Origin of the sequence: Plebeiibacterium sediminum (assembly GCF_026013605.1) — a bacterium.
GTDB lineage: Bacteria > Bacteroidota > Bacteroidia > Bacteroidales > Marinilabiliaceae > Saccharicrinis > Saccharicrinis sediminus.
The window spans coordinates 135725-161312 of the sequence record NZ_JAPDPJ010000005.1 but is presented as its reverse complement, the minus strand read 5'-3'; the positions used below and the strand labels follow the sequence as shown (position 1 = coordinate 161312).

Annotated in this window: 20 protein-coding genes; 6 read left to right on the top strand and 14 right to left on the bottom strand. The window is 34.1% G+C overall.

Features of this window, described 5'->3' with window-relative positions; all coding sequences use genetic code 11:
* Positions 1-313: 313 nt before the first annotated feature.
* The 4 genes from rlmD to OM075_RS04590 all read right to left on the bottom strand — a co-directional run bounded on the left by rlmD (position 314) and on the right by OM075_RS04590 (position 6464).
* Positions 314-1723, bottom strand: coding sequence for a 23S rRNA (uracil(1939)-C(5))-methyltransferase RlmD (gene rlmD / locus OM075_RS04605; RefSeq protein WP_301189302.1), 1410 nt, complete (start codon positions 1721-1723; stop codon positions 314-316).
* A 112-nt stretch (positions 1724-1835) separates the two neighbouring features.
* Positions 1836-2018: a hypothetical protein gene (locus OM075_RS04600; protein ID WP_301189301.1), complete on the bottom strand. Its 183-nt coding sequence runs from the start codon at positions 2016-2018 to the stop codon at positions 1836-1838.
* A 16-nt stretch (positions 2019-2034) separates the two neighbouring features.
* Complete coding sequence (locus tag OM075_RS04595; protein ID WP_301189300.1) at positions 2035-5493, bottom strand: DUF8693 domain-containing protein; 3459 nt, start codon at positions 5491-5493, stop codon at positions 2035-2037.
* 170 nt (positions 5494-5663) lie between these two features.
* Entirely contained in the window at positions 5664-6464 is an 801-nt protein-coding gene (locus OM075_RS04590; protein ID WP_301189299.1) for a class I SAM-dependent methyltransferase, read from the bottom strand.
* Between the two features lie 187 nt (positions 6465-6651).
* Here OM075_RS04590 and OM075_RS04585 point away from each other — a divergent pair, with 187 nt between their 5' ends.
* Positions 6652-7581: a tRNA-dihydrouridine synthase family protein gene (locus tag OM075_RS04585; RefSeq protein WP_301189298.1), complete on the top strand. Its 930-nt coding sequence runs from the start codon at positions 6652-6654 to the stop codon at positions 7579-7581.
* 22 nt (positions 7582-7603) lie between these two features.
* On the opposite strand, the gene OM075_RS04580 is transcribed toward OM075_RS04585, so the two are convergent.
* The 4 genes from OM075_RS04580 to OM075_RS04565 form a co-directional block, all read right to left on the bottom strand.
* Positions 7604-8500, bottom strand: coding sequence for a carbohydrate kinase family protein (locus tag OM075_RS04580; protein WP_301189297.1), 897 nt, complete (start codon positions 8498-8500; stop codon positions 7604-7606).
* A 79-nt stretch (positions 8501-8579) separates the two neighbouring features.
* Positions 8580-9125: a hydrolase gene (locus tag OM075_RS04575; protein ID WP_301189296.1), complete on the bottom strand. Its 546-nt coding sequence runs from the start codon at positions 9123-9125 to the stop codon at positions 8580-8582.
* 83 nt (positions 9126-9208) lie between these two features.
* A complete protein-coding gene (locus OM075_RS04570; RefSeq protein ID WP_301189295.1) occupies positions 9209-9967 on the bottom strand; it encodes an MBL fold metallo-hydrolase in 759 nt (252 codons plus the stop codon).
* A 9-nt stretch (positions 9968-9976) separates the two neighbouring features.
* Positions 9977-10678, bottom strand: coding sequence for a B3/B4 domain-containing protein (locus tag OM075_RS04565; protein WP_301189294.1), 702 nt, complete (start codon positions 10676-10678; stop codon positions 9977-9979).
* A 176-nt stretch (positions 10679-10854) separates the two neighbouring features.
* On the opposite strand from OM075_RS04565, the gene OM075_RS04560 reads away from it, so the two are divergent.
* Together OM075_RS04560 and OM075_RS04555 are read left to right on the top strand one after the other, a co-directional pair.
* Positions 10855-11535 carry an inorganic diphosphatase gene (locus OM075_RS04560; protein WP_301189293.1) on the top strand — a complete coding sequence of 227 codons (681 nt, stop codon included), beginning with the start codon at positions 10855-10857 and terminating at the stop codon, positions 11533-11535.
* Between the two features lie 118 nt (positions 11536-11653).
* Complete coding sequence (locus OM075_RS04555) at positions 11654-13585, top strand: ABC transporter substrate binding protein (protein WP_301189292.1); 1932 nt, start codon at positions 11654-11656, stop codon at positions 13583-13585.
* A gap of 57 nt (positions 13586-13642) precedes the next feature.
* Here the strand turns inward: OM075_RS04555 and OM075_RS04550 are convergent, their stop codons facing one another.
* The 4 genes from OM075_RS04550 to OM075_RS04535 form a co-directional block, all read right to left on the bottom strand.
* Positions 13643-15361, bottom strand: coding sequence for a hypothetical protein (locus OM075_RS04550; RefSeq protein WP_301189291.1), 1719 nt, complete (start codon positions 15359-15361; stop codon positions 13643-13645).
* A gap of 84 nt (positions 15362-15445) precedes the next feature.
* Complete coding sequence (locus OM075_RS04545; protein WP_301189290.1) at positions 15446-15853, bottom strand: secondary thiamine-phosphate synthase enzyme YjbQ; 408 nt, start codon at positions 15851-15853, stop codon at positions 15446-15448.
* A gap of 65 nt (positions 15854-15918) precedes the next feature.
* A complete protein-coding gene (locus tag OM075_RS04540; protein WP_301189289.1) occupies positions 15919-16344 on the bottom strand; it encodes an arsenate reductase/protein-tyrosine-phosphatase family protein in 426 nt (141 codons plus the stop codon).
* 102 nt (positions 16345-16446) lie between these two features.
* The gene (locus OM075_RS04535; RefSeq protein ID WP_301189288.1) at positions 16447-17403 is read right to left on the bottom strand and encodes an NAD(P)-dependent oxidoreductase; all 957 of its coding nucleotides are present in this window, start codon (positions 17401-17403) and stop codon (positions 16447-16449) included.
* Positions 17404-17646: 243 nt separating this feature from the next.
* Here OM075_RS04535 and OM075_RS04530 point away from each other — a divergent pair, with 243 nt between their 5' ends.
* Positions 17647-20082: a TonB-dependent receptor gene (locus OM075_RS04530; protein WP_301189287.1), complete on the top strand. Its 2436-nt coding sequence runs from the start codon at positions 17647-17649 to the stop codon at positions 20080-20082.
* A gap of 56 nt (positions 20083-20138) precedes the next feature.
* Here OM075_RS04530 and OM075_RS04525 read toward each other — a convergent pair whose 3' ends face one another.
* Both OM075_RS04525 and OM075_RS04520 read right to left on the bottom strand, forming a co-directional pair.
* Positions 20139-21944: a [Fe-Fe] hydrogenase large subunit C-terminal domain-containing protein gene (locus tag OM075_RS04525; RefSeq protein ID WP_301189286.1), complete on the bottom strand. Its 1806-nt coding sequence runs from the start codon at positions 21942-21944 to the stop codon at positions 20139-20141.
* A gap of 301 nt (positions 21945-22245) precedes the next feature.
* Positions 22246-23217 carry a glycoside hydrolase family 43 protein gene (locus tag OM075_RS04520; protein ID WP_301189285.1) on the bottom strand — a complete coding sequence of 324 codons (972 nt, stop codon included), beginning with the start codon at positions 23215-23217 and terminating at the stop codon, positions 22246-22248.
* A gap of 333 nt (positions 23218-23550) precedes the next feature.
* On the opposite strand from OM075_RS04520, the gene rocD reads away from it, so the two are divergent.
* Positions 23551-24762, top strand: a complete 1212-nt coding sequence (rocD, locus tag OM075_RS04515; protein ID WP_301189284.1) for an ornithine--oxo-acid transaminase — start codon at positions 23551-23553, stop codon at positions 24760-24762.
* 296 nt (positions 24763-25058) lie between these two features.
* Positions 25059-25565, top strand: a complete 507-nt coding sequence (locus tag OM075_RS04510) for a hypothetical protein (protein WP_301189283.1) — start codon at positions 25059-25061, stop codon at positions 25563-25565.
* Positions 25566-25588: the final 23 nt, after the last annotated feature.

Here is a 25588-nt window from a genome sequence, read left to right as displayed (position 1 = left end):
AGCAAAATCCATTTTTATTTCAAAATATTACATGATTTTATTTTCGATTATTTCATTGATATACTGCGATTTAAGAATCGAACTGAGGTTTATAGTAACCCTGGAACAGTCCGAAATATTTACGTTTACAACTATTTTACCCAAAACAAATCCAGAATATATTTTTGCAAGATTTTAATTTTAAAACCCTACAAAAACATATCCGGGACAAAAAATTATGGCTACGCGTATCTAAATGAATATTGAACCCGATAGCCATGTTATGAGTGACACGTGTTAATTTTTATCTGTGCGCTAAATCTTAAGTTGATTACTATTTAATAGATAATAGCACTACATTTTCAACGTGGTGTGTATGTGGAAACATATCTACCGGCTGAATTTTTTCAACCTTATATTTTTCATCTAACAGATTAAGATCGCGAGCCTGTGTTGCAGAATTACAACTTACATAAACTATTTTTGGAACATTTGTTTTTAAAATGGTTTTTACCACATCTTCATGCATACCTGCTCGAGGTGGATCTACAATCATTACATCCGGCTGACCATTTGTTTTTATAAATTCCTCATTTAGGATATCCTTCATGTCTCCCGCATAAAATACAGTATTAGTAATACTATTATTTTCTGAATTTATTTTAGCATCCTCAATGGCCTCTGGCACATATTCAATACCCACTACTTTTTTAGCCTTTGAAGCCACAAAATTAGCAATGGTACCAGTACCTGTATAAAGGTCGTATACAACCTCATCTCCTGATAAGTCTGCAAACGCTCTTGTTACTTTATAAAGTTCATAGGCTTGTTCCGAATTGGTTTGATAAAAAGATTTTGGTCCGATACGGAATTTCAATCCTTCCATCTCTTCTTCAATAAACTCTTTTCCTTTAAAACAAATAATATCCTGATCACCAATGGTATCATTTGCCTTTGAGTTTATCACATATAGTAATGAAGTTATTTCCGGAAACTTTTTGTTTAAGTGATTCAATAATCCTTCTCGTTTCTCAACATCTTCATGGTAAAAAGAAACGATTACCATCACTTCACCTGTTGATGTTGTACGAATGATTAAAGTACGTAAAAATCCTTCATGATTTCGGATATCAAAGAAGGTCAAGCCATTTTCAAGCGCATACGCTTTAATTGCTAACCTGATACTATTTGATGGCTCATCCTGCAGGTAGCATTTTTTTACATCAATTACCTTATCAAACATTCTTGGCACATGAAATCCCAATCCATATCTATCCTTGGAATCTTCTGCAATTTCCATTTCACTGTTAGCCAACCATCTCTTGTTTGAAAAGGTAAACTCAAGTTTATTTCTGTAAAACTGGTCTTTTTTTGAAGCTAATATGGTCTGTACTTCTGGTAAATCCACCTTACCAATACGCTTAAGATTATTCTCTACTTCGCGCTGTTTATAGACCAATTGTTGCGAATAAGGTAAAGCTTGCCATTTACAGCCTCCACAGGTTCCAAAATGCTCACAAAAAGGCTCTACTCTAATATCTGAGTACTTATGATATTGGGTAACATAACCCTCATAAAAATTCTTTCTTTTTTTGTTTACCTGCACATCCACAATATCGCCAGGAACAGCATTTTGCACAAAAAGAACTTTTTCATCAATCTTTGCCAGGGCTTTACCCTCAGCTGCCACATCTATTATTTCAACACCTTCAAAAAGAGGTTTTCTATTTCTTGATCTACCCACAGTAACTATTTTTATTTCAGGCTGCAAATATACAATAGATCTTATATTTAAGACAAGTGTGACATGACTTATTTAAAATAAAAAAGCCATCAAAAATTGATGGCTTTGTATATTATTGAAAAACATTTTCATCATACGGATTTTGTTGAGTTGGTGCAATAGTAGTTTTTTCCACCTCTACATTCCCTAGTGGTTCTGTAGGAGGATTTTCATAGTCTGTCATCATCACTAAAGATATATTATTATCTATAGGAGTAACTTCTAATTCCGGTTTTAAATATATTTTCTTCTCCATACGCAGAACAAATATACTATTTTTTTACAATTACTTTTTGTGTATACGTACGTTCTTTTCCTATCACCTTTACAATTATTAAACCGGATGATTTTGAAACTATTTTATTTAATGAATCAGAAGACAGATTTCCTGATTGTAATAACTTTCCTGAAACATCAAAAAATTCATAATATGGCTTAGTTAATACAGGAACATCAATATAAACAACTTCATTTGCACTATAAATATTGATTGCTCCAGTTTGCTGAGTGTTTATATCTGTTGTTATATTAGGGATAATATGTAAAACAAAACGATTATTATAAGATCCTGCTTCTGTATTAAACTCGTACTCATCACCAACATTTAATTCGGTAAGATCGCCAGTGATTACATCCTCAAGCTTCACCACTGCATTCTTGTGAAAATTAACCTGTTCTGACAATTTAATTTTATAAGTACCTGCTCCACCTGTTTGATATGACAATCCAATAATTTTACCACCTTCATAATTGTTATATGAATCAATCACATAATCTTTATTGGAATGCTCAGTATATAACTGTAATAATGCATTATTGCCTGAAAAACGCTTTTCAGAATCTAATAAGTCATCATCATCTGCAGCTTCTGAATCAAATGTAATCAACAATTCATCTTTAAGTCCATTTGAATTTTCACCAACAAATCTCAATTGCTGAGATTCAATTACTTTAGAATTTTTTAAATAAGAAGTATGTGTATCTACTCTTGATTCTCTAGGAAACGTGATCATTCCATCTGTTTGCCCGATAGAAACCTGCACCCAAAATGAATGACACGAAGGAATATGACCTGGGTTTGTATTATTTAGATTTACATATCTAGGCTCGCTACCCGCTGTATTATAAACACCATAAATCTCTACATCATCGTTATAAATATAAAATTCATCGTCTAAATTAGATATGTATCCGTTTTGAGATAGATATTCCCAATCAATACTACAAGGGAATGGATTGCCTACTAAATTCCAACCATAATTTAATGGGGATGTAGTAAAATACGTTGCTATCGGTCCAACTTCTGAATTATTGATATTTCCTGAAAAATTGATTGTTTCTCCAGTAAAACCATAAGCTAAATAGCCAATTCCCGGTTGCATTACTTCTGATGCTCCCATTGATTCCCACTGCACGGCTTGGGCATTTCTTCTATATAAAGCATATGAGATATCTGAATTTGCCATGGTTGCACCACTAACCGGACTTGATACATACACAGACTCTCTTACTCCATTTACAGGTCCACCAATTTTTTGTTGCACATGTACGGTTGCCCCATCTGTATTTAAGCTCCCATCTAGCATTAAATTTGCATTCCCTACAACAGGATCTAAAGACGATTGCAATTCAAACAAATTACTAACAGTTAACTCACCCCCACTTGCAATAGTTAAAGTAGCTCCAGCTTCAACAATAACATTATTGGCCTCATTAAACTGGCTAACTATGACAGGTGATGTACCTGTTGCAGGTATGATCACACTCTTACCACTAGCATAATTATTATCCAACCAGTTATTTATATCAGTATATACATTTGATACAGCGCCTGTCCATGTAAAAAACACATCTGTTGTAAAAGAACTATTCTGAGATTCTGTTTGCTCAGAACCATCCATACCTTCAACTGCAGCTATAGAAACATCAATAACAGTATTAGATGGTAGGTTTGAATCTGGAACGATAGTTATTAATGTTTTATCAGTACTTATCGTTGCTGTATAAGGTATTCCAACACCACCGGTTTCGAGTGTAATTAATGATGTAACATTTAAATTTGTAATTTCAGAAGCATCTGTATTACGAACAGGTTGATCATATAATACTTGGATATCTGATTCAATACTAACACCTGTTGTTCCATCAACGGGAGTCAATGTGGTTATTGGAGAAGAACTTATTAGTGTTGTAAAACTTGTTGTTTCAACTGACGAATCCAATAAATCTACATTTTCTGTTACAATAACATGAACATAATACGTATTACCAGCAAGGTACAAGTCACTATCTGAGATATCTATTGCCTGAACAAATTCTGTATTATTTGTCATTGCCCCAGATCCACTGGTATACACAGTGGCAATTCCGGTTTCATCTAAACCAGCTTTAATTTGAGCTGCTGTAGGAGCATTAGCATTTGCTGTTACCACATAATAATACGTCCCTGTTTTATCTGTTTGACCAACCATATCAACTGAAGTGGAAGTTAGATTTCTTACCTGTGGATATCCTATGGCCCATATGGGTTCTACTGCAGTCCAAAAACGCCAACCCGTTGAAGACGTAATACCATTAAAGGGCATCCCCGTTAAAGACTCTATTAAACCACTCGGAATAATTACATTATACTCTGTATTTGGATCAAGAGTCGTGTAAGGAGTTATGGTCAGGCGATCTGAAGTCAACTGATCTCCATCAAAAGTTAGATTACCATCTACATATCCTGGCGAAACGATAAATTCATCAATTACATTTCCTCCCTGACGTAAAAATATTTTATATTCTAATGTTGGAGCAATAAACTGAACATCCTGATCAAAAGTTATTTGTAGAGATGGATTAATACTTACACCTGTAGCATTTTGAACTGGAGTATATGTATTTATAACCGGTGTTGTTGCGACTGCAATTGTTGAAAACGGGATTTGAGTCGGTACAGATGTTTCTATAGCCGTACCTGAAGACCAATCTGTTGAAGAAACTATATATACAACATAACTAGTATTTGGGCTTAGATTCGATGCTGATATATAATATTCTGTATTATCTATCGAATTAATATTTCCCCTATTAAGAGGTTGAATATCTCCATAGGTTCCTGACGGCAAAGACCCTCCATTACCATCATATGACCAGTCTAAAACATTTTGAATGGATGGAACAGGATCTGTTGCTGATAATATAACAAACGAAGTTTCATAAAGCGGAGCATCAATATTAGTATAAATATCACAAGTGGTTGATGTAATATTATTAACAAAAGGATATCCCTGAACATAATCAGCAGAGGTTCTAAGTTGTATTTGAGTGGGATTTGCTGCTTCAATAGCTGAAGTAACCAACCAATCAGTTGTTGACACCAAATACACAGTATAGTCAGTATCTCCAGATAAATTAGAAACATCAAAAGTATAAATTTCATTTGCTGTTGATACCGGACCAAACCTACCCGTTGGCTGTATATCTCCATATGTACCAGAAACAAGAGGATTACCATTTCCATCTACTCCTGAATATGACCAATCAAGAACATTTTGCATTGTTGGTGCTGAAACAGATGACGGCAATACAACAAATGATGTAACATAGTTATCTGCATTTATACTTGTTTCCAAAGTACAATAAGTATATCCTATATTTGTTACAGTTGGATACCCTGAAGTATAACTCTGCCCAAACCCAACAATGTAAAGACTTAGAAACAAAAATAACGTATATATTTTTTTCATATCTATATATTTTATATCATATCAAAACTTACTATTATCAAATCAACCCGATCAAAAACTCAACATAAACATTTGACTAACAACAACAAAAGTAACGTTTTAGTTAAAATTTAAAGCCTACATTATGCAGACAATTTATGAATAGCTTAAGATATTTGATAGAAGGCGTTTTACTTTACAGTTAGTTTAGCCAAATAGTCATAATGCAATCCCTCTGCGACTTTCTCCATCTTCAATCCACTCTTCTCTGCATAAAACTTTAGCAATTCATCATCAATAAACAACCATTTAAAGGATGCGCCTTTTATATCTTTATAAATCATTCTATAGCTGATTTCACCGTAATAATCATCATTAAGATTAATCAGAATACTACCATCATCATCTTCAAAAAGATATCGTATATCACTGGAGTCTACGATTAAACTACCTCCAGGGTTTAGTAATCGCTTCACTTTATCAAAAAACTTTTCGAGATTACTGGTATCTCCTGCTATCCCAATGCCATTCATCAGCATTAAAATAGTATCGTATTTGTCATCTTCAGGGAGTAGATAGAAATCCTGCTCCAGAATATTTTTCACTCCTCTCTTGCGCATTACATCACAAGCTGCAGGACTAATTTCATTGGCATAAACTTCTTTATTACTTTGCTGCAGGTATAAAGCATGGCTGCCGGCACCGGCACCTACATCCAGAATTTTTCCTGTACTTATTGTTAAGGCCTTTCGTTCAAGGTCAGGCATATCTTTAAATGAACGAAAAAGATATTCTACCGGTAAAACATCATCTTCAACTATATTTGACTGAACGGTGATTTGAGCTGATTTGTCTCCCAACATAAAATCCAGACATGCTGCTCCCAGGGGATCTAAGTATTTATTCATAGGTTTATTTTCACTTCCTTTTGCCATATGGTACTTGCCAGAAATAAACATCCTCCTGTGAGAAATGTTTTTGACTTCGTCCATCTCTCGATTCTAATGGCTCGTTTCAATTTATTTTTTTGCAAAAATAGCAAAATATTACGCGCTAAATAAAAGACAGATAGCTAATTATTCTTAAATTTGTGCTATTAAAATCCGTAGCTTTGGGAAATAGATTCAATTATTAAAAGCAGTTTTACGGATCTGCTTTTATTTTCATTAGGTTTCAACATTGATATACTTCGCTCCATTACAAAGTTATACCACTTTACCTTATTACCTGGCTTTTCATTCTCAGATTGGAGGGATTGATAAATATTTTACGCCTTTTTACAGGATTAACAAGCAGGGTATTTTTGAATTTGAGAGTCAGCTTAAAGCCGACTATTCCATTTGCTTAATTCCGCAAGTGTTAACCAATAACAGCAAAGATCTGGCTACTTTTGCACAAGAAATGCTTAATCGTGGCTTTAAGGAGATGAACCTAAACATAGGCTGCCCTTTTCCTATGGTTGCCAACAGACATTTAGGATCCGGTTTACTACCCTATGCTGATGAAATTAAACAAATGCTGGATGAATTCTACAACAAACAAATTCCCATAAAGCTTTCTATTAAAAGCAGACTTGGATGGCAGGATCCTATGGATATTTTTTCTGTTATTCAGGTTTTAAATGATTTTCCTATTCATGAATTGATTTTACATCCACGCATAGGTATTCAGAAATACAAGGGTGAGCCAGACTGGAGCCTTTTTGAAAAAGTATTGAACATTTGGCAAGGAGATATAATTGGAAATGGTGACATCAACACAATTGAGGATTTAAAAGAAAAACAGAGTTCATTTAATGATGCAAAAGGCTGGATGCTTGGAAGAGGATTATTAACAAATCCACTTTTACTTTCTGAAGAAGAACAATCTTCTGGATTTTTTCTAAAAAAATTACAAAATCTTCATGATGCATTTTATCAAAACCTCTTAGAGTTTGGCTATGCAGAAGGCCAGATTCTTAATCACCTTAAATGCTTCTGGGAATATCCCTCTAAAAATTTCAGTAATGGGGAACGAATTTTCAGGAAGCTTAAGAAAACTGGAAAAATGCACGACTACTGGGATTTTCCTAAATTATTTTTCGATCAGGCACTTGAAATAATTTATTAAACTAACATTTACTCCACATAAGTTACCTTGAAATATAATTATCTAAACTCATGCATACCTCTGCTGACAATTGAATTCCGCTTTCAATAATATTATTCCACTGAGTTTTAGTTAAATTCTTCAAATCTTGTTTTAATATTCCCTGCTTTAAAATGGAATGAATAATTCCCGCATTAAAATTATCGCCTGCACCAATAGTGCTAACTGACTCAATTTGGTTCACTTCATATTTTTCTTCCAATTGATTTGTATGTAAATAAACACCATTGGCATTGGCTGTATACACCATATTCATACAACGATCACTAACTAACCTATAGGCATCTTCAGAAGTTTTTGCTCCAAATATATTTGCAAAGTCCTCATCACTACCTCTTACAATATCTGCAGATGTAATATTATTAAGCACATATTTTAATAACTGATCCAAATCTTTAGCATGACTTTTTCTGAAGTTTGGATCATACATCACAATACATCCCTTGCTAATAGCATGTTGCACGATCCGGAGTATATTTGATCTTAGCCTTGAATCAATAGCATAAAAGGAACCGAAAAGAAAAATATCATCCTTTTGAAAATCCGGCAAGTCTATATTTAATCTCTCTTCCGGGTAATTTTTATAAAAATCGTACTCTGCATCATTCTTTTCATTTAAAAACGCTAAAGCCAAAGCACTTTGAGCATCTTCATATCTTTGAAGATAAGTACTATCAATATTATTATCTTTTAAAAACTTAACAACCAGTTCTCCCACTTTATCATTTCCCAGCTCGCTAATAAAACTTACCGAATGCCCCAAACGAGCAAGTGAAACCATAGCGTTTAAAACAGAACCTCCGGGTTTCGCTGAAACGGGTTGAATATCTTTGAATATAATATCTAAAACAGTCTCTCCCAGACCATATACTTTTCGCATTATTGATTTTTTTATATAAAAAGAGACATCAGAAAGTATAAAACAGACCTTCCCATATCTCTTTGAAATGATGATATCTCTACTTTACCAATTTTGATACAGCTTTAAACGTATCAGAACCTGCATAGCGACACAATTCAAACAAAACAGACTCATAGCTGGTTACGATAACACCCTCATGAATCATTCTATTAATAGCTATTCTTTTGTTTTCAGGATTTCTGGATCCAACACAATCCTCAATAATTACAGGTTGATGTCCTTTGGCCTTTAAATCAATAGCCGTTTGCATTAAACAAACATGAGCCTCTATACCAAATAAAATCACGAACTTTTTAAAGCTTCCTTCTTCTAATTTGTGCGAAAATGGGGCATCATCGCAACAACTAAATGCTGTTTTTTCAAATGTGGGATACGTAACCACCATTTCTTTAATGCCTTCAATAGTATCACCTAAACCTTTCTTATATTGCTCAGTGACAATAATGGGTACATTAAGAAGTTTAAGTCCCTGAACTAATATTTCACTATTTTTTTTAAGTTGTTCATGATCATGAATATGAGGAAACAATCGTTCCTGAATATCAACACAAACAGCTACTGCTTCATCTTTTAAAATCCTCATCTGATTAATATTTAATGGATAAATCGATTCATTCCTGATTTAAGAATGCTTACATAAGGATATCAATTTACGAAAAAAATACATCAAAACTTCTCCACTCCACAAGCAGCATATCTCGACGTTAATTTAATTGAATATCGATCCATCAAATGTTTAAAAGTATCTAAAGCAATTTCACCCCTATTATTATCCTCTGATATATGCGATAGATATATCGTTTTCAGATGCTCTCCTGCATGTGCTTCAACCAGCTCCTTTGCCTGCTCATTGGAAAGGTGACCTTGATCTCCTGCTACGCGCTGTTTTAGGTAATATGGATACTTCCCGGTTTCAAGCATGTTCACATCATAATTGGACTCCAGAAATAAGAAATCACATTTACTCAAATGTAACTTAACATTATCGCAGGCGGCTCCAATATCAGTCATTACTCCAATATTTTTACCGTTATACTCTACCCTAAAACTAACTGGTTCAATGGCATCATGCTGTTTTGAAAACGAATGAATACTAATGCCGCCTATTTCAACCGTCTCTCCGGGATTAAAAGTAATAACATTAGTAGGACGCATGGTAAAATAGCTTTTCTCATGCGTTTCTTTAGTCATATAAATCGGAATGTTGAGTTTTTTGCTCAAAACCTTTGCTCCCCGGTAATGATCTGAATGTTCATGAGATATAAAAACGGCTTTTATTTTAGATGGATCCAGACTCTTTTCTTTCATCCGATCCACTATCTGGCGCCTGCTGATTCCTGCATCAATCAATACAGCCTCTTTATCATTTCCAATATAATAGCAATTTCCATTACTCCCCGATGCCAACGCACAAACCTCTATCATAATCAATTTTTAAATAAAATAAGTTTCAACTTCCTCAGCTCCTGCATATTCAATCAGCAGCTTTTGGGTTTCCAACAATACGGAGTCCAGTTCATCTTTACCTGCAAAACCAATAAATATGAATAAGATATTTTGAGTCTTCTCAGAAATCATTGTCCTGACCGAGTCACTTGTAGGTGTTCCAAAGGCACCTGACTCATCTCTAAAAACAGGTAACAACTCAATATTAACTGTTCCACGTCCTATTCCTTCATAAGGTTCTCCTTCTTCTCCTATTCCCAGAACCACCTCACCATTAATTAAACTAGAATCGTAACCACAAATTGAATACCCAGTTTTTATCGAAATGTAGTTTAAAACATCAACCACATTCGAAATCTGGTACAATCCCTTTCCATTGGCAATTCGTCGCATTAATGATTCCGCTGCCGGGCGATATCTGTTAGGATCTTTACCCAACACTCGATAAGCATCTTTTGTTGCTTTTACAGTATGCATTTGCCTGATTGTTTCAGGTGTTAGTGCCACTTTTATTTGGTCCAACTGTTTTTCAATCCAGGTATTCAATGCTTCAGAACCTGGAGCTACTTTAACTTTTGCCTCAATGCAACCCAAAGTAAGCGTAGGTAATTTTGACTGAATTTCAGAAGATATCTTAATAGGAATCATAAGTGAAGTATTTTGAGCCTCAAAAATAATAAACTTTTGCAAGTCTATACTTTTAATAGTCTAATCAATACTTTCAAAGAAATCGTACTAGTTCTTTTTATGAAAACCTAACATTAAAAATTAGAATTCTTATTGATTTTTCATTTCCTTTGTGCCTGTTTATTAATCTAAAAGCAGTTCCACCCCTGTTTTGTTTTCGTAAAAATTCTCAAACAAAGATGAGTAGTTCTATTATTCCAAGTAATTTAAAGTGTGTAATTTTTGATATGGATGGCGTTTTATATGATTCAATGAAGAATCATGAATCGACATGGCAAGGATGTTTTAAACCTGAAGGCATTGATTTTCCTGCCTACGAGGCGTATATGCACGAAGGAAGAACCGGACATGACACCATTGGTTACGCATTTAAAGAATACTTAAACAAAGAAGCTACTCCGGAAGATAAAGAGCGTGTTTATAATGAAAAAGTACGATTAATGGGTCTGGCTCCAAAAGCCGAAAAGATGCCAATGATGTATGACCTCATCCAGTTTTTAAAAGAGAGAGGACTTGAAATTTGGGTAGTAACCGGATCGAAACAACCCACATTATTGGATAAGCTGAATAATGATTTTGGCATTAATCCTCAGCAAATCATCAGCGCAAAAAATGTTACAAACGGTAAGCCTCACCCCGAACCATATCTTAAAGCAGTTGCAGGATCTGGTTTTACTGCCGAAGAATGTATGGTTGTTGAAAACGCACCACTAGGAGTTAGATCCGCTAAGGCTGCTGGTATTACTACAATAGCTGTTAATACAGGAGTTTTAGACGATGAAATATTAGCTAACGAAGGCGCTGATATTATTTTACCAAATACTACAGAATTATTTACATATATTACAAATTTATTGTAAATAGCACTTTTACTTAGAATATATCTATCTTGTAACCAGATAAATATTTAAACCTAAGACATAGTCTAACAGTAAATTTTTAATTGCCCAAGCAATCATATTATAAAAGGTATAAGACTTGAAATTATATTTATTAATATCAATTTTTGTTTTCAGTGGACTCTCTGCGAATCGATGTTATGCGCTCGCTAAGCAACAGGAAGTTCATTATACCGATTTTTCGTATCACCAAACTAAAAAAAACGTACTCATTTTAAATGCATATCATCAAAATTATCATTGGGCTGATGATATTATGTCGGGAGTATTTTCAGAATTGAAAGACAAGCATACTTATGAATTGTATGTAGAATACATGGATACCAAACGCTGCTCGGATTCATTGTATTACACCCAACTTAGAGATATTTACTTTCACAAATATAAAAATGTTAACATTGATGTAATTTTAGCCTGTGATGATAATGCGCTTAATTTTATGCTCTTATATCGCGATCAGCTATTTCTTAATGTGCCGGTTTCATTTTGTGGAGTGGTAGATTATCATTCTAACAGAACTGAAAACCATAAATTATACAGCGGCGTATATGAAAGTTTTGATATCCCTGCAAATCTGAAATTAATTCAAAAACTGCATCCCTCGGTTAATCATATTGCATTTATTTCTGATGTCACAGAATCTGGTAAAGCATTAACTGCCCGAATGAAAAGAGCTGAAGCTGCTCATAATGGTACATTAAGTATTGACTACCTCATCAATGAAAAACCAGAACAACTCAGAACCTACTTACATAACCTTAAAGAAAACACAGCTATAATCTGGGCCATATACATGCGCTTGCCAAACGGCCAATTTATTTCCAGTGAAGAAAGTATTGATTTTATTTCGTCGAACACTTCTTGTCCGCTGTATTGCATTTGGGATGTTGTTGGACAAGGTGTGGTTGGAGGAAAAATAACTACCCCTTTTTATCAGGGTGCAGAAGCTGCAAAAATTGCAGTAAGAATATTAAACGGAGAACCCACAGACAGCATTAAAGTTTCAGGAAGTCCTATTTTATACAAATTTGATTACAACAAACTGAAAGAGTTTAACATCCCATTGTCAAGTATTCCCAAAGACAGCGTTGTTCTTAATAAACCCACATCGTTTTGGCAAACCTATAAAAAACAAGTATCAACGCTTATTATTATCATTGTTTCCTTGTTGGTTGTGGTAATGGCTTTGAGCTATTTATACCGCAAAAGCAAAAAAGTGGAGTCTGAAATAAAACGTAAAAACAAGAAGCTCAGAAAAATCAGAAATAAACTTTTAAAGACAAACGAACAACTTAGACTTTCAAAAATTAAAGCAGAAGAAAGCAATAAATTAAAAACTGCATTTTTAGCAAATCTGAGTCATGAAATCAGAACTCCTATGAATGGAATTGTTGGTTTTACCACTATACTTCAGGAAGGAGATTTAGAAACTGACGAACAAAAACTATATCTTGATTTAATTGACAACAGCAGCCAAAGGATGGTTCACTTAATTGATGATTTGGTTAACATATCCAGAATAGAATCAGGAACAGTTGAATTGCATTGTTCAGAAATAAAACTAACAGACTTTTTTAAAGAGATGTATTTGTTCTTTGAAAAAGAGGCCCATGATAAAAATTTAACGCTGGAGTTAAAACTAGATCCAACAATTATAGTACTGTATACAGACAAAATTAAACTAGAACAGATCTGCTACAACTTAATTAAAAACGCCTTAAAATATACAGACAAGGGATATGTTAATTTTGGATACAACAGAAGAGAGCAATATGTAGAATTTTTTGTTGAAGATAGTGGTATTGGAATATCGGAAAAAGATCAGCTGAAGATCTTTGAAAGATTTCAGCAGGTTGATATTGAAAATTCAACCAGAGGAGGTATTGGATTAGGTTTATCCATAGTAAAAGAATTTGTTGAAATGATGGGTGGCTCCATTCAACTGAATTCAGAAATTAATAAGGGAAGTAAATTCTGTTTTAGTTTTCTTATTACAGAAAAACAACACTAACCTCCATTCGCACTTCATTCTCTAAAATGAAAATGGAGGTTTGTATTTAATTATTTTTTAGAATTGATATTCGTAAGAAGCATCTACAGAGTAATCCTGATCACTATTAATTTTTACAGCATTTCCTTTAGCATCCAAATTAAGATCAAATGAAACCGTAGCTGTTTGATCATTATTAGGGTTTGTGAAAGTCCACGAATTTACGTTGCCATATTTATCATACCCCTGATTATCGCAATCACTATCCATTAAATGAAAAGCCACAACATTATAATTCTCATCATATTCTATATAATCTTTATTGTCACCTTCAACTCGTTTACTTCCTTCGGCATAAGTTGTTTGCACATTAATATGACCTGGAGCTTCGTTTTCAAATGAAAAAGTAATAGACTTACTATCACTAATATTCCAAACCACGCTACTAATATTTCCCAAATAATATCCTACTGAAAAAACAACCCTATTTCCATTCATTAATACTTTTGATATACCATCATTACAATACTCAAATGTATAACGATAGGTTTTATCCGGGTAATAACCTTTCTCTGTACGATAAGTCAGAGAACTGATGTTCCCGAATCTTGTATAGTTCATATTTAAATATTCATGGGATTTTTCATAATAGTTTTTGGTAATAGTTGCTGTTTTTAACAATTGAGGCTGTGCTGGAAAATAATGTATCGTCAAATAAGAGTCCCGCCACTTCGATTGTAAATATGCACTAAAAATACTATTCAAAAATAACTGGGTATTATAATTCTCTTTAGCAATATAGTTATCAAGAGGCTGCATTGGTTTATCTTTATTTTCAACACTTAGAGCCAGGTTTTGAATCATATTCTCAACATCATCTTTTGAATAAAATTCTACTGTTTTATTTCCACTAATTTGCAAACATTTATTCCAATATGCCTCAAGATTATTTACATCACCTAAAGCAAGATACCCCATGGCTATGTTAAAATTGATCTCATCAATATTTAAATCACATATTTTATTCTTTTTACCAGGAGTATATTCATCAGCATATTTTTTCCAGATATTAATTGCATCATGGATTTTAGTTTGATTATCTTCTGAATTTATATTGTAAACGCTATCTGCTTGTACAAACTCCTGAGTGGCATTGTTAAATTCAGTATAGTCAAACTTTTTGGCTTTAATTTCAAATACACGATATCTAAACGACTGATTAAATTCTCCGTATAAATCATCCAGTTTACTTTGGTAAACTTTAAATAAACCAAGGGCATACGCCTTTTTGATTTTGGAGGCATTTTCTTTCTGGATTTTTTTTGCTTCTTCCTCGGCTGCCGCTTTACTTGTTACAGGAAATCCTTTCTTTTCTATTGACTTAAGGTTTGGCTCTAAAATTATTTCTTTTACCGGAAACCCGTCCTTATTGATCATCAATAGTTTTGATTCAGAAGAAGCTGATACAACTGCAGTATAATTCGTATAAGTTTTACCATCTATATTCTGTGTACCTTTATCAATTCGAACTTCAATTTCAGGTTCTTTTACAGAGAAGTATAATTTTAAATCTTCTCCTCCCTTTTCAAATCCTTTAATACATAAATCCAGATTCTTTTCAGCAAACAGATCTTGAATATATTTGTCAAACTCTGTTTGTAAAGTATATCCATCTATATTTAAATTATACTCCGGAATATTCTTATAATATCCATCAAACTTAACTTTCTCAGGCTTCTGCGCATTTAATGACAAGCATGCAATAAATGCACACAGGGCTAAAAATTTGGCTTTCATAAATTTGTTATTAATTAATTATTAAAAATATTCAGCCTTAAAACGTAAAGACTGAATACAGCTGTTTTTAAGTGGGTATAAAAATTACGAATAAATAGTTGCTACAATATTGCGATGTCCTCCAAAATTGCGGAACTCACAAAAATAAATACCTTGCCAGGTACCCATATTTAATCTGCCATTGGTAATTGGAATTGTAATGGACGGGCTCATTAAACTTGACTTAACATGAGCTGGCATATCATCACACCCTTCCAAGGTATGTGTATATTCCTCGCAACCCTCAGGCACTATCTTATTTAAAATTGTTTCAAAATCATGTCGCACTGAAGGATCGGCATTTTCATTAATGGTTAATCCGGCTGAAGTATGTTGCACGAATAAATTAAGTATTCCTTTGTCAGGCAAATCAAGATGCGACTCTATCACATTAGTAATCAAATGAAATCCTCTTCTGAATTCTGGTAAACGAATAATCTTCTGCTCAACCATTTCTATAATATGTATTATATTTTTGAAAATAAAGACTAAAATAAAAAAATAGCCTCATTTACACACTATTGAAGTAAATTAAAATACTTCATTGCAAATTCCATGGCGTAATCCTCTATTTCATTGCAAATTTCGCGGTATGCTTTCAGTTTATCCATATCAGTTCCTTCGGCTAAGCCCGGATTATCAAATGGGTGAACGATAACTACACCTGGTTCATGAGCTAAAACAATATCGTCGGCCTGCGTATGATCCACAATAATCATATAGTCAAAAATCTCGTTTTTAAACTCTGAGATATTCTTCGACTTATATTTATTAATATCAATCACAGACTCCATCATGGCTTTTTGAGCCAACATATGAATAGGCTCAATATGCTTACCTGCACTTTCCACCTCTGCTTTATCTTTTAAATAATACGATAACCAACCTTGTAACATCTGAGATCGTGCAGAATTTCTGTTACTAAATACAAGTATCTTCTTCATCTGATTAAATTTATTTACGACGATGTGTTTTAAATTTGTTTCTTAAGTTCTACCTAAAACGATAATTATAATAACGTTTTATCCTAATTTATAAACAACAATCTATCTATTGACGATATAGTTATTTAAAGTTCCATTAAAAAAGTTACGAATAATTTCGCTAACAAGCCTACTCATTTCTTCCCTTGTTTCAAGAGTTGCAGTTCCTGTATGAGGCGTTAAAACCACATTATTCATAGCCAATAGTTCTGTGGGTATATAAGGCTCATTTTCATAAACATCTAATCCCGCACCTGCTATTTCTTTATTTTCCAATGCTTCAATCAATTCCTTTTCATTGATAACCGGACCTCGTGCTGTATTAATTATATATGCTGAATCCTTCATTAACTTAAACTCCTTTTCACCTATCAAGTGATGTGTTTCTGGTGTTAAGGGACAATTTAACGAAACCACATCAGCCTGCTGCAATAATTCAGAAAATTCAAACCTGGCAGCCTGATATTGTTCTTCAATTTGTTGAGAAAGTTTATTACGGTTATAATAGATAATGCGCATTCCAAAGGCTACAGCTCTTCGTGCTAGGGCCTGACCTATGGCACCCATACCTATAATTCCCAATGTTTTTCCGGTGAGTGTGGTACTTAAATTTTTCATCACTCCGGTTATAACACCTTCAGGCTTTCGAAGTTGGTTATTCAAAAAACCAATCTTTCTGCTCAAAGCAACCATCAAACCCATGGCTAATTCTGCTGTTGGCTCAGTTACAGGATCAGGCGTATTGGTAACAACTATACCTTTTGACGTAACATAAGGAATATCAATATTATCATAGCCTACTCCAAAATTTGCAATCAACTTAAGATGAGTTGCCTTATCAATAATATCGTGCGTCAACTTATGTCCAAAAATTGACACAATAGCATCAATTTCGGCTATATGTTTCTCCAACTCTTCTTCTGTAAACTTATCTCCCTTAGGGAAAATAATTTCAAAATCATCTGCTAACTCATCAAAACCACAAGTTGGAATCTGATGCATTACAAGTATTTTTTTCATTTCAAAACCAGTATAAAAACATAAGTATAAAGATAATTGACAAACTTAATGCACGCCATATAAACTCAAACTCTCATTAAATCATTTCCAGAAGCAGCTTAAATACGATTTAATGTAAATTAGGATTAATCTTTATACCTGTAATAAAAACATAAAACTATCGTTTTTTTAATGAATCCACAATTGGTTTTCATTAATCCAAAGGGTTCGTTACTTTTGTTAGCCTATAATACATTGAATTAAATGCATAAACAGCTATATATATTATTTGCGGTAGTACTTCTTTCTACTTCTCTTTTCGGACAAAATAAAACCGAGATTAAAGGGACTGTTTCTTCATCTGAGCAAAAAAGACTTGAATTGGTTAATGTTTCAATTAAAGGATTGCCTGGAGGAACCGTAACTGATGCAAATGGAAACTTTAGTATTTCAGTAAACCAGACTCCTCCCATTACATTAATATTCAGTAGCATTGGCTACAACCATAAAGAAGTTGTTTTAAGTAATTTTGAGAATGCTAAAAACCTGCAGATTGTTTTAACAGAAAAACAAGAAACCATTGAGGAGGTTAATGTTAAAGCCAAAGAAAGAACCAACCAAAACTTTACTGCTATTGACTCAAAGATAGCGGCCAACCTTCCTGACGCAACAGGAGGAAGCATAGAAGCCCTGGTTAAAACACAAATGGGAGTGACTTCAAATAACGAGTTAAGCTCTCAATATCGTGTTCGTGGAGGTAATTTTGATGAAAACCTGGTTTATGTAAATGACATAGAGGTGTATCGCCCTTTTTTAGTACGTGCAGGTCAGCAGGAAGGTCTTAGTTTTGTCAATCCTGAATTAGTTTCAGATATTCGCTTTTCTGCCGGGGGCTTTGATGCCCGATACGGAGATAAAATGTCATCTGTATTAGACATTAAATACAAACATCCAACAGAATTTGCAGGTAGTGCTTCCGGAAGTCTTTTAGGAGCTAATGCTCATATAGAAGGTGCAAACAAAAGCGGCAAGTTCACTCATATTACTGGAGTAAGATACAAAACCAATAAATACCTGGTTGGTTCCATGGATGTTTCCGGAGATTACCAGCCCAACTTTTTAGACATCCAAACCTACTTAACTTATCGCATCAACGAAAAATGGAGATTAGGTTTTTTAGGAAACATTTCGAGGAACAGTTATAATTTTGAGCCTGTTGACAGGGAAACAACATTTGGAACCATAAGTGAAGTTAGAAAACTTAGAATTTACTTTGAAGGTCAGGAAGAAGATTTATTTATGACCGGATTTGGGGCTGTTTCTCTGGACTTTTCGCCAGATAACAATAACAATTTTAAAGTTGTGGCCTCCGGGTACAGAACTTCAGAAGATGAGACTTTTGATATTTTGGGACAATACTGGCTTCAAGATCTGGGCGAAACCAATGAAAGTGGTGATATAGTTTATAACGAAGCTGAAGATATTGGTGTAGGCAGTTACCTTGAGCATGCCCGAAACTATTTATTTGGGGCTATAACTAATATTGCGTTTAGGGGTAATCACCGCCTGGGAGCCAACAACATTGAATGGGAGGCTAAATATCAATACGAAAGATTCTCCGACATTATTAATGAATGGGAATTAAGAGATTCTGCGGATTACAACATTCCCTTAAACGATGAAGCTTTAACCCTATCGTATGCATATAACGATGAAAATAAAATTGAGTCGAACAGATTTACTGGATTTATTCAGGAAAACAGAAACTTCGAATTAAATAATGGTTCTTTAGATTTGGCCATAGGAGTACGAGCCAATTATTGGGATTTCAATGATGAGTTTTTATTGAGTCCAAGAATGAGTCTGCTGTACACTCCTGAATGGGAGCATGACTTTAGTTTTAAATTTGCTTCCGGATTATATTATCAAAGTCCGTTTTATAAAGAATACCGATCGCAGGGAGAAGGTATCAATACCAACATAAAAGCCCAGCAATCCATCCATTTTGTTACTGGTTTCGATTACTATTTTAATGCATGGGAACGTCCTTTTAAATTCTCAACCGAACTCTATTATAAAAAGATGAAACACCTGAATCCTTATCAAATTGATAACGTGAGAATAAGGTATTCAGCTAAAAACAATGCCGAAGGTTATGCTGCCGGATTGGACATGAAAGTAAACGGAGAATTTGTGAAAGGAATTGAATCCTGGGCCAGTCTATCTATAATGCAAACCGAAGAAGATATTAAAGGGGATCACTATACAAACAGCAATGGACAAAATGTATTTCCTGGTTATATCCCACGTCCTTCTGATCAAAGGTTTAATTTTAGTCTGATGTTTCAGGATTATTTAAGAAACAATCCATCTTTTAAAGTCAACCTGAATTTAATTTATGGAAGCGGATTACCCTTTGGTCCTCCAAACTCCGAAAGATATAAAGCCACCAACAGAATGCCTGCCTACAGAAGAGTAGACATTGGCTTTTCAAAAGAAATTACAGGCTCTCAATTACATCCGGATAAAAAGTCTGGTACTTTTAAAAATATCTGGATCGGATTAGAAGTCTTCAACCTGTTTGATATAGATAATACCATATCTTATTTTTGGGTAACTGATGTAAACAACACGCAATATGCAGTCCCCAATTATCTTACTTCAAGGCGATTGAACTTAAAACTAATCACCAGATTTTAGAAAAAAAACGCCCTTCATAGATATTTTTCTTATCATGAAGGGCATCACCTAAATTTCTATATTTCAATCTTTGCGTCTTTACTTAATTGAGTTGTGGCATGCGTTACCTTTTCAATAGCTTCTGCAGCTTCATTTGAAAGATGATTTGTTTTCTCTATTTCATTTGAAATATGATTCATGCCTTTATTGATATTATCAATAGAAACCCGCAGTGCCTCTAAATGAGGTAAAATCTTTTGCGCTTCCAGACCTGAATGTTCAGCCAGTTTTCGCACTGCTCCGGCAACCACACTGAAACCCTTACCATACGCTCCAACCCGGGCTGCTTCTACAGCTGCATTTAAAGCCACTATATTAGTTTGCTTTGAAACTGACTTTATGGTATCAACAATTTTAGTGAACTCCTGTATCAGATTAAAATCATTTACAATGGTATGCGTAATCTTTTCAAAATCTGAATTAACAGCATTCACCATTCTGGCATTTTCTTTAATAACATTATTCAATAATATTATTTGAGATTCAATGGTTTCAATGGCACCAACAATTTTATTTTTCATTTCCCTCATCATATACAAGGTATGATGATGACAGCTATCCGGCTTGTTTAATCCGTTAAAAATTGCAATGGCCATACGTTCGCAAGTATTGTAACCGCATGATGAACAATCATAAAGATCCTTTTCTTTAAACTTACTCATTGATCTGTACAATTCCTGAAACTGCTGGTCGTTTGGTATTTTTAAATCATTATAACCCGACAAGTCCTTATACCCTCTTTGGTATAAATCCCGGCTCCAGTATTTTGCAATGTTGTTTTTTAGTTTTTTATGACCAATAGTTCTTCCAAATCTTTTTTCCGAAGAATATTGCTGCTTCATTTCCTTATTCCTTTCAGAAACGTAATACTCGATTTCATCCCGTGATTTTCCATGATTATTTGAACCAGGACCTGCATTACAGCCTTTTTCACAATTCAGACAGTCCACCAACAAAGGAGCTCTTCCAGCCTCTATCTGTGTATTTAACTTATCTAAATATTCATAAACAACTTCGGAGCCCTCTATTTTACGAGTTACGGAGCCAATATCCGGAATCTCTCGCTGAACAGTTTGTAACAACCCTCCCGGTGTTGAAAAAGACACAGCTCTTTCCGCTGGCGGATTATCATAATCCCGTTTCTTATATCTATCAAGATCAATCTTTTTACTTTTTAGATATTTCTCAAAGGAAGCCAGCGTTACATTATAATCACCAATACCTGTTTCTTCAAATTCTCTTTTCTTTGCCAAACATGGCGAAACAGCTAAAATCTTATGATTACGATATTGAGGATAAAAATTCCTGATCATTTTTGCAATATGCAGCATAGGACTATCAGCCGGCGCTAAATATGTTATTAACTCGGGACGATAGATTTGAATATAATCCACAATAACCGGACAGGGTTGAGCAATAACGCATTTAGGGTTATTCTCTTTAATATGATTGATATATGACTTAGCAGTTAACTCTGCACCAAAGCTAACATCAAAAATAGCCTCAACACCAAGGCTTTTTAAAAAACCATTAAACTGAAGATATTGATTTGGATAATTTGCTGCAATTGCCGGAGCTACAATGGCTATGATCGGTTCTCCCCGTTTAACATCTGAAATAAATAACTCATAATCATCTTTATAAACCCTTGCATCGTGCATACAGGCTTTAATACAATTACCACAGCCTATACACAAATCCGGATTAACAGTTACGTATTCATTACTTGCATCATTGCAGAACTTAACAGGACAAACTGAGATACACCTGTGACATTCAACGCAATTATCTGCATTGAAAGAGAAAATCAGATTTTCTTTCATATAACACTCCTTTATAATTAATGGATTACATTATGATCATTACACAATGAACATAAAAGAATTACATTAACTTGTTTTAGGGGGGGCTATCACAAGTTTTCCATAGTGTACTACGTCAGTTAATGGTGTAGGTTACGATTTTTTTTACATTTAAAACTGTTCCATCTTTTATTGAACATATTACACAAGGTAAATATAAATTTTACCTACTGATTACCTTGTTATTAACCATCGTACCTATAAAAAGAAAAAGGTTGCCTGAAAAAGCAACCTTTCTAATATTATATATTCCTATTGAATGTTATTCTACTTCAGGAACTCCGGTTGTTGTTCTTACAACCTTTTTGATTTTTCCATTTTCATCATACTCCAGTTTATCAACACAAACACTTCTTCTAAAAGGTCCTCCATCTTCTAAACCTGCATTGTGATAAATAAAGTAATCATTTCCTTTAAAAGTAATAATAGCCTGGTGGTTTGTTGGCGAATTTGGCAAAGTATCGTTAATTACACCCTGATATTCCCATGGCCCCATAATACTTTTACTTGTTGAGTATTCTGTTGTTGAAGGGTAGTGAGCTGCATAAGATAAATAATACGTATCGTTACGCTTATGAATCCATGGAGCCTCAAAAAAGTTTTTAGCCTCCACTGTTTCAACTGGTCCGTCAACTTCTGTCATATTATCTTTTAATTTTACAATACGAGCTTCGTTCCACGATCCCCATAACATATAAACCTGTTTGTCATCATCAACATAAACCACAGGGTCGATATTTAAAACAATTGAATTTTTAGTAGTATCAGCAATAATAGGCTTACCTGATGCATCTTTGTATGGCCCTAGAGGATGATCAGCCACTGCTACACCAATAGCAAAACCTTCATTTACACGAGCTGTAGAATCTTTATGCACCATTGGTACATACCACCAAAATTTCCCGTTATTTTCAACACAATGTCCTGCAAAAGCATTTGCTGCAGCCCATTCAAAATCTTCAACCTGAAGCTTTACACCATGGTTGGTCCAGTTAACCATATCAGGTGTTGAAAACACATACCATTTTTTCATTAAAAAGCCATCTTTACCCAACTCTTGCTCATCACTACCGGTAAAAAGATACAAAGTATCATTATAAACCAACACGCTAGGATCGGCAGTTAAAGGAGATTTAAACAATGGATTTCCACTGTACTTAACCTCTTTTTTACCACATGCCGACAGAATAGCAATCAACATAACCAATGGAAGTAGAAACTTTAGTTTTTTCATCTTTAAATTCATATTTGTTATTAATTTTTCTCTTTAAAAGCTGCGCATTACTTATGCAGTTTTATCTACATAAGCATGCAAAACAAATCATTTAAAGAGGAAAATTACAAAAAACAAAAGCATAATTAAACTGCCAACTTCAATTATAACGAATAGTCCTCCTAGTGTAACTATTTGTCTTCTTTCACGGAATTTTGCACTCTAAAAGTGAAATTTTACATCTCTATAAATACACCTGTAACAATCGTTTTGTGGTGATATTTATCACTCCTTTAGGAGGATGCATTTACTATCTTAGCAACCAAAATAATAACAGTTTAAAACAACTTTCAAATGACTCAAAACGAATACATAGAAAGAGAAGATAAATATGGTGCGCATAATTACCATCCACTACCTGTGGTATTAGATAAAGGAGAAGGCATTTATGTTTGGGATGTTGACGGTAAAAAGTATTTTGATTTTCTATCTGCTTATTCCGCAGTTAATCAAGGACACTGTCACCCTAAAATCATCAAAGCTCTTACTGATCAAGCATCAAAACTTACATTAACATCAAGGGCTTTTTACAGCAGTGTACTTGGAGAGTTTGAAGAATATATTACAAACTACTTTGGTTACGATAAAGTATTACCAATGAACACAGGTGCTGAGGCTGATGAAACAGCTTTAAAACTTTGTAGAAAGTGGGCATATGAGAAAAAAGGTATTGAAGAAAATCAGGCTAAAATCATTGTTTGTGAAGGCAACTTCCATGGTAGAACTATAACTATTATCTCCATGTCAACAGATCCTGATTCATACAAAGGCTTTGGTCCTTACACACCAGGATTTGAGGTAGTTCCTTATAACGATCTTGAAGCTTTGGAAAAAGCTTTGGAAGATCCTAATGTTGCAGGATTTTTAGTTGAGCCTATTCAGGGTGAAGCTGGTGTTTATGTACCAGAGGATGGTTATTTAAAGAAAGCTCACGAGCTTTGTAAAGCGAAAAATGTACTGTTTATTGCTGACGAGGTACAAACAGGAATTGCACGTACAGGTAAAATGTTAGCTTGTGATCACGAAGGTGTTCGCCCTGATGTATTAATACTTGGAAAAGCTGTTTCAGGAGGTGTATTCCCGGTTTCTGCAGTATTGGCTGATGATGACATTATGCTGTGTATTAAACCAGGTGAGCATGGATCTACTTACGGTGGGAACCCACTTGGTTGTAAAGTAGCGATTGCAGCTCTTGATGTAATTAAAGATGAAAACCTTGCTGAGAATGCTACTAAACTTGGAGAGATTTTCCGTAGTGAATTACAAAGCATTCAATCAGATATGATTGAGTTGGTTCGTGGTAAAGGATTACTTAATGCAGTGGTAATTAAACCTAAAAATGGTAAAACAGCCTGGGATGTTTGTTTAGCCATGAAAGAAAATGGATTAATTGCAAAACCAACACACGGACATATTATTCGTTTTGCACCGCCTTTGGTAATTAATGAAGAACAACTTAGAGAAGCATTAGATATTATTAAAAAGACTTTTGCTGAATTTGAATAATTTATAAAGTCTAATCACATATTAAAGCCTGGAGTTTATGATTAAAATATCTCCGGGCTTTTTTTATTATAACAACCAACATCTCAACACTTTACCTGGCCATTAAAAAACACTCCTGTCTTTTTAAAAAAAACACACGTGTTTTTAGGTAAAATGTAACGTGTTTTTCAAAAAATGTAACGTGATTTTTAAAAAAACACGTGTGTTTTTTTTGCATACCAAAAGTAGACTAAAAATTCCTGTGGTAAAATGTATCAAAAAACGTATATTTAATATCTATTAAAACCTACTTCACCATGGAAAAGGAATTACAATTACTTCACTCCAGACTACGAAAACTCGACGAAAGATCTTTTGATTTAAACAGCTGGAAACAAGGAACCATTGCTGTAATAAACTCAATACTCGGACCTGACAACCTAAAAAAGAAACTGATTGAGGACATTGATTTTCAAAACAACAGCTGGTCGTTACGCGATACCACCGGCGATGTTGATTCTGTTAAGAAAACATGTGCCGACGTTCTTGAAACCATTATCCTTGAAATTGAAACCTTTGGTTTAGCCGAAAATGTGATTCAGGATAAAAGCAAAACAAGTTTAGGCGGGATTGAATTGATTGACGAAGCCATTAAACAAGAATTATCGCAATCTCAACTTGATGAACTATTAGCTTTACTCAAAGATAAAAGCACCTCGCATACTCAAATTGTTGATAAGATTAAACGCTTTGGATACGAAGTTGCACCCAAAATTTTGGCCAGCATTCTATTAAATGAGAAATATCTGAAAGCTAAGAAATAGACCTTTATAAAGAATTTATATAA

Coding starts and splice junctions, on each gene's coding strand:
- OM075_RS04600 (WP_301189301.1), bottom strand. CDS start 2,018: ATGGAGAAGAAAATATATTTAAAACCGGAATTAGAAGTTACTCCTATA.
- OM075_RS04595 (WP_301189300.1), bottom strand. CDS start 5,493: ATGAAAAAAATATATACGTTATTTTTGTTTCTAAGTCTTTACATTGTT.
- OM075_RS04590 (WP_301189299.1), bottom strand. CDS start 6,464: ATGGACGAAGTCAAAAACATTTCTCACAGGAGGATGTTTATTTCTGGC.
- OM075_RS04580 (WP_301189297.1), bottom strand. CDS start 8,500: ATGCGAAAAGTATATGGTCTGGGAGAGACTGTTTTAGATATTATATTC.
- OM075_RS04575 (WP_301189296.1), bottom strand. CDS start 9,125: ATGAGGATTTTAAAAGATGAAGCAGTAGCTGTTTGTGTTGATATTCAG.
- OM075_RS04570 (WP_301189295.1), bottom strand. CDS start 9,967: ATGATAGAGGTTTGTGCGTTGGCATCGGGGAGTAATGGAAATTGCTAT.
- OM075_RS04560 (WP_301189293.1), top strand. CDS start 10,855: ATGAGTAGTTCTATTATTCCAAGTAATTTAAAGTGTGTAATTTTTGAT.
- OM075_RS04550 (WP_301189291.1), bottom strand. CDS start 15,361: ATGAAAGCCAAATTTTTAGCCCTGTGTGCATTTATTGCATGCTTGTCA.
- OM075_RS04545 (WP_301189290.1), bottom strand. CDS start 15,853: ATGGTTGAGCAGAAGATTATTCGTTTACCAGAATTCAGAAGAGGATTT.
- OM075_RS04540 (WP_301189289.1), bottom strand. CDS start 16,344: ATGAAGAAGATACTTGTATTTAGTAACAGAAATTCTGCACGATCTCAG.
- OM075_RS04535 (WP_301189288.1), bottom strand. CDS start 17,403: ATGAAAAAAATACTTGTAATGCATCAGATTCCAACTTGTGGTTTTGAT.
- OM075_RS04530 (WP_301189287.1), top strand. CDS start 17,647: ATGCATAAACAGCTATATATATTATTTGCGGTAGTACTTCTTTCTACT.
- OM075_RS04525 (WP_301189286.1), bottom strand. CDS start 21,944: ATGAAAGAAAATCTGATTTTCTCTTTCAATGCAGATAATTGCGTTGAA.
- OM075_RS04520 (WP_301189285.1), bottom strand. CDS start 23,217: ATGAAAAAACTAAAGTTTCTACTTCCATTGGTTATGTTGATTGCTATT.
- rocD (WP_301189284.1), top strand. CDS start 23,551: ATGACTCAAAACGAATACATAGAAAGAGAAGATAAATATGGTGCGCAT.
- OM075_RS04510 (WP_301189283.1), top strand. CDS start 25,059: ATGGAAAAGGAATTACAATTACTTCACTCCAGACTACGAAAACTCGAC.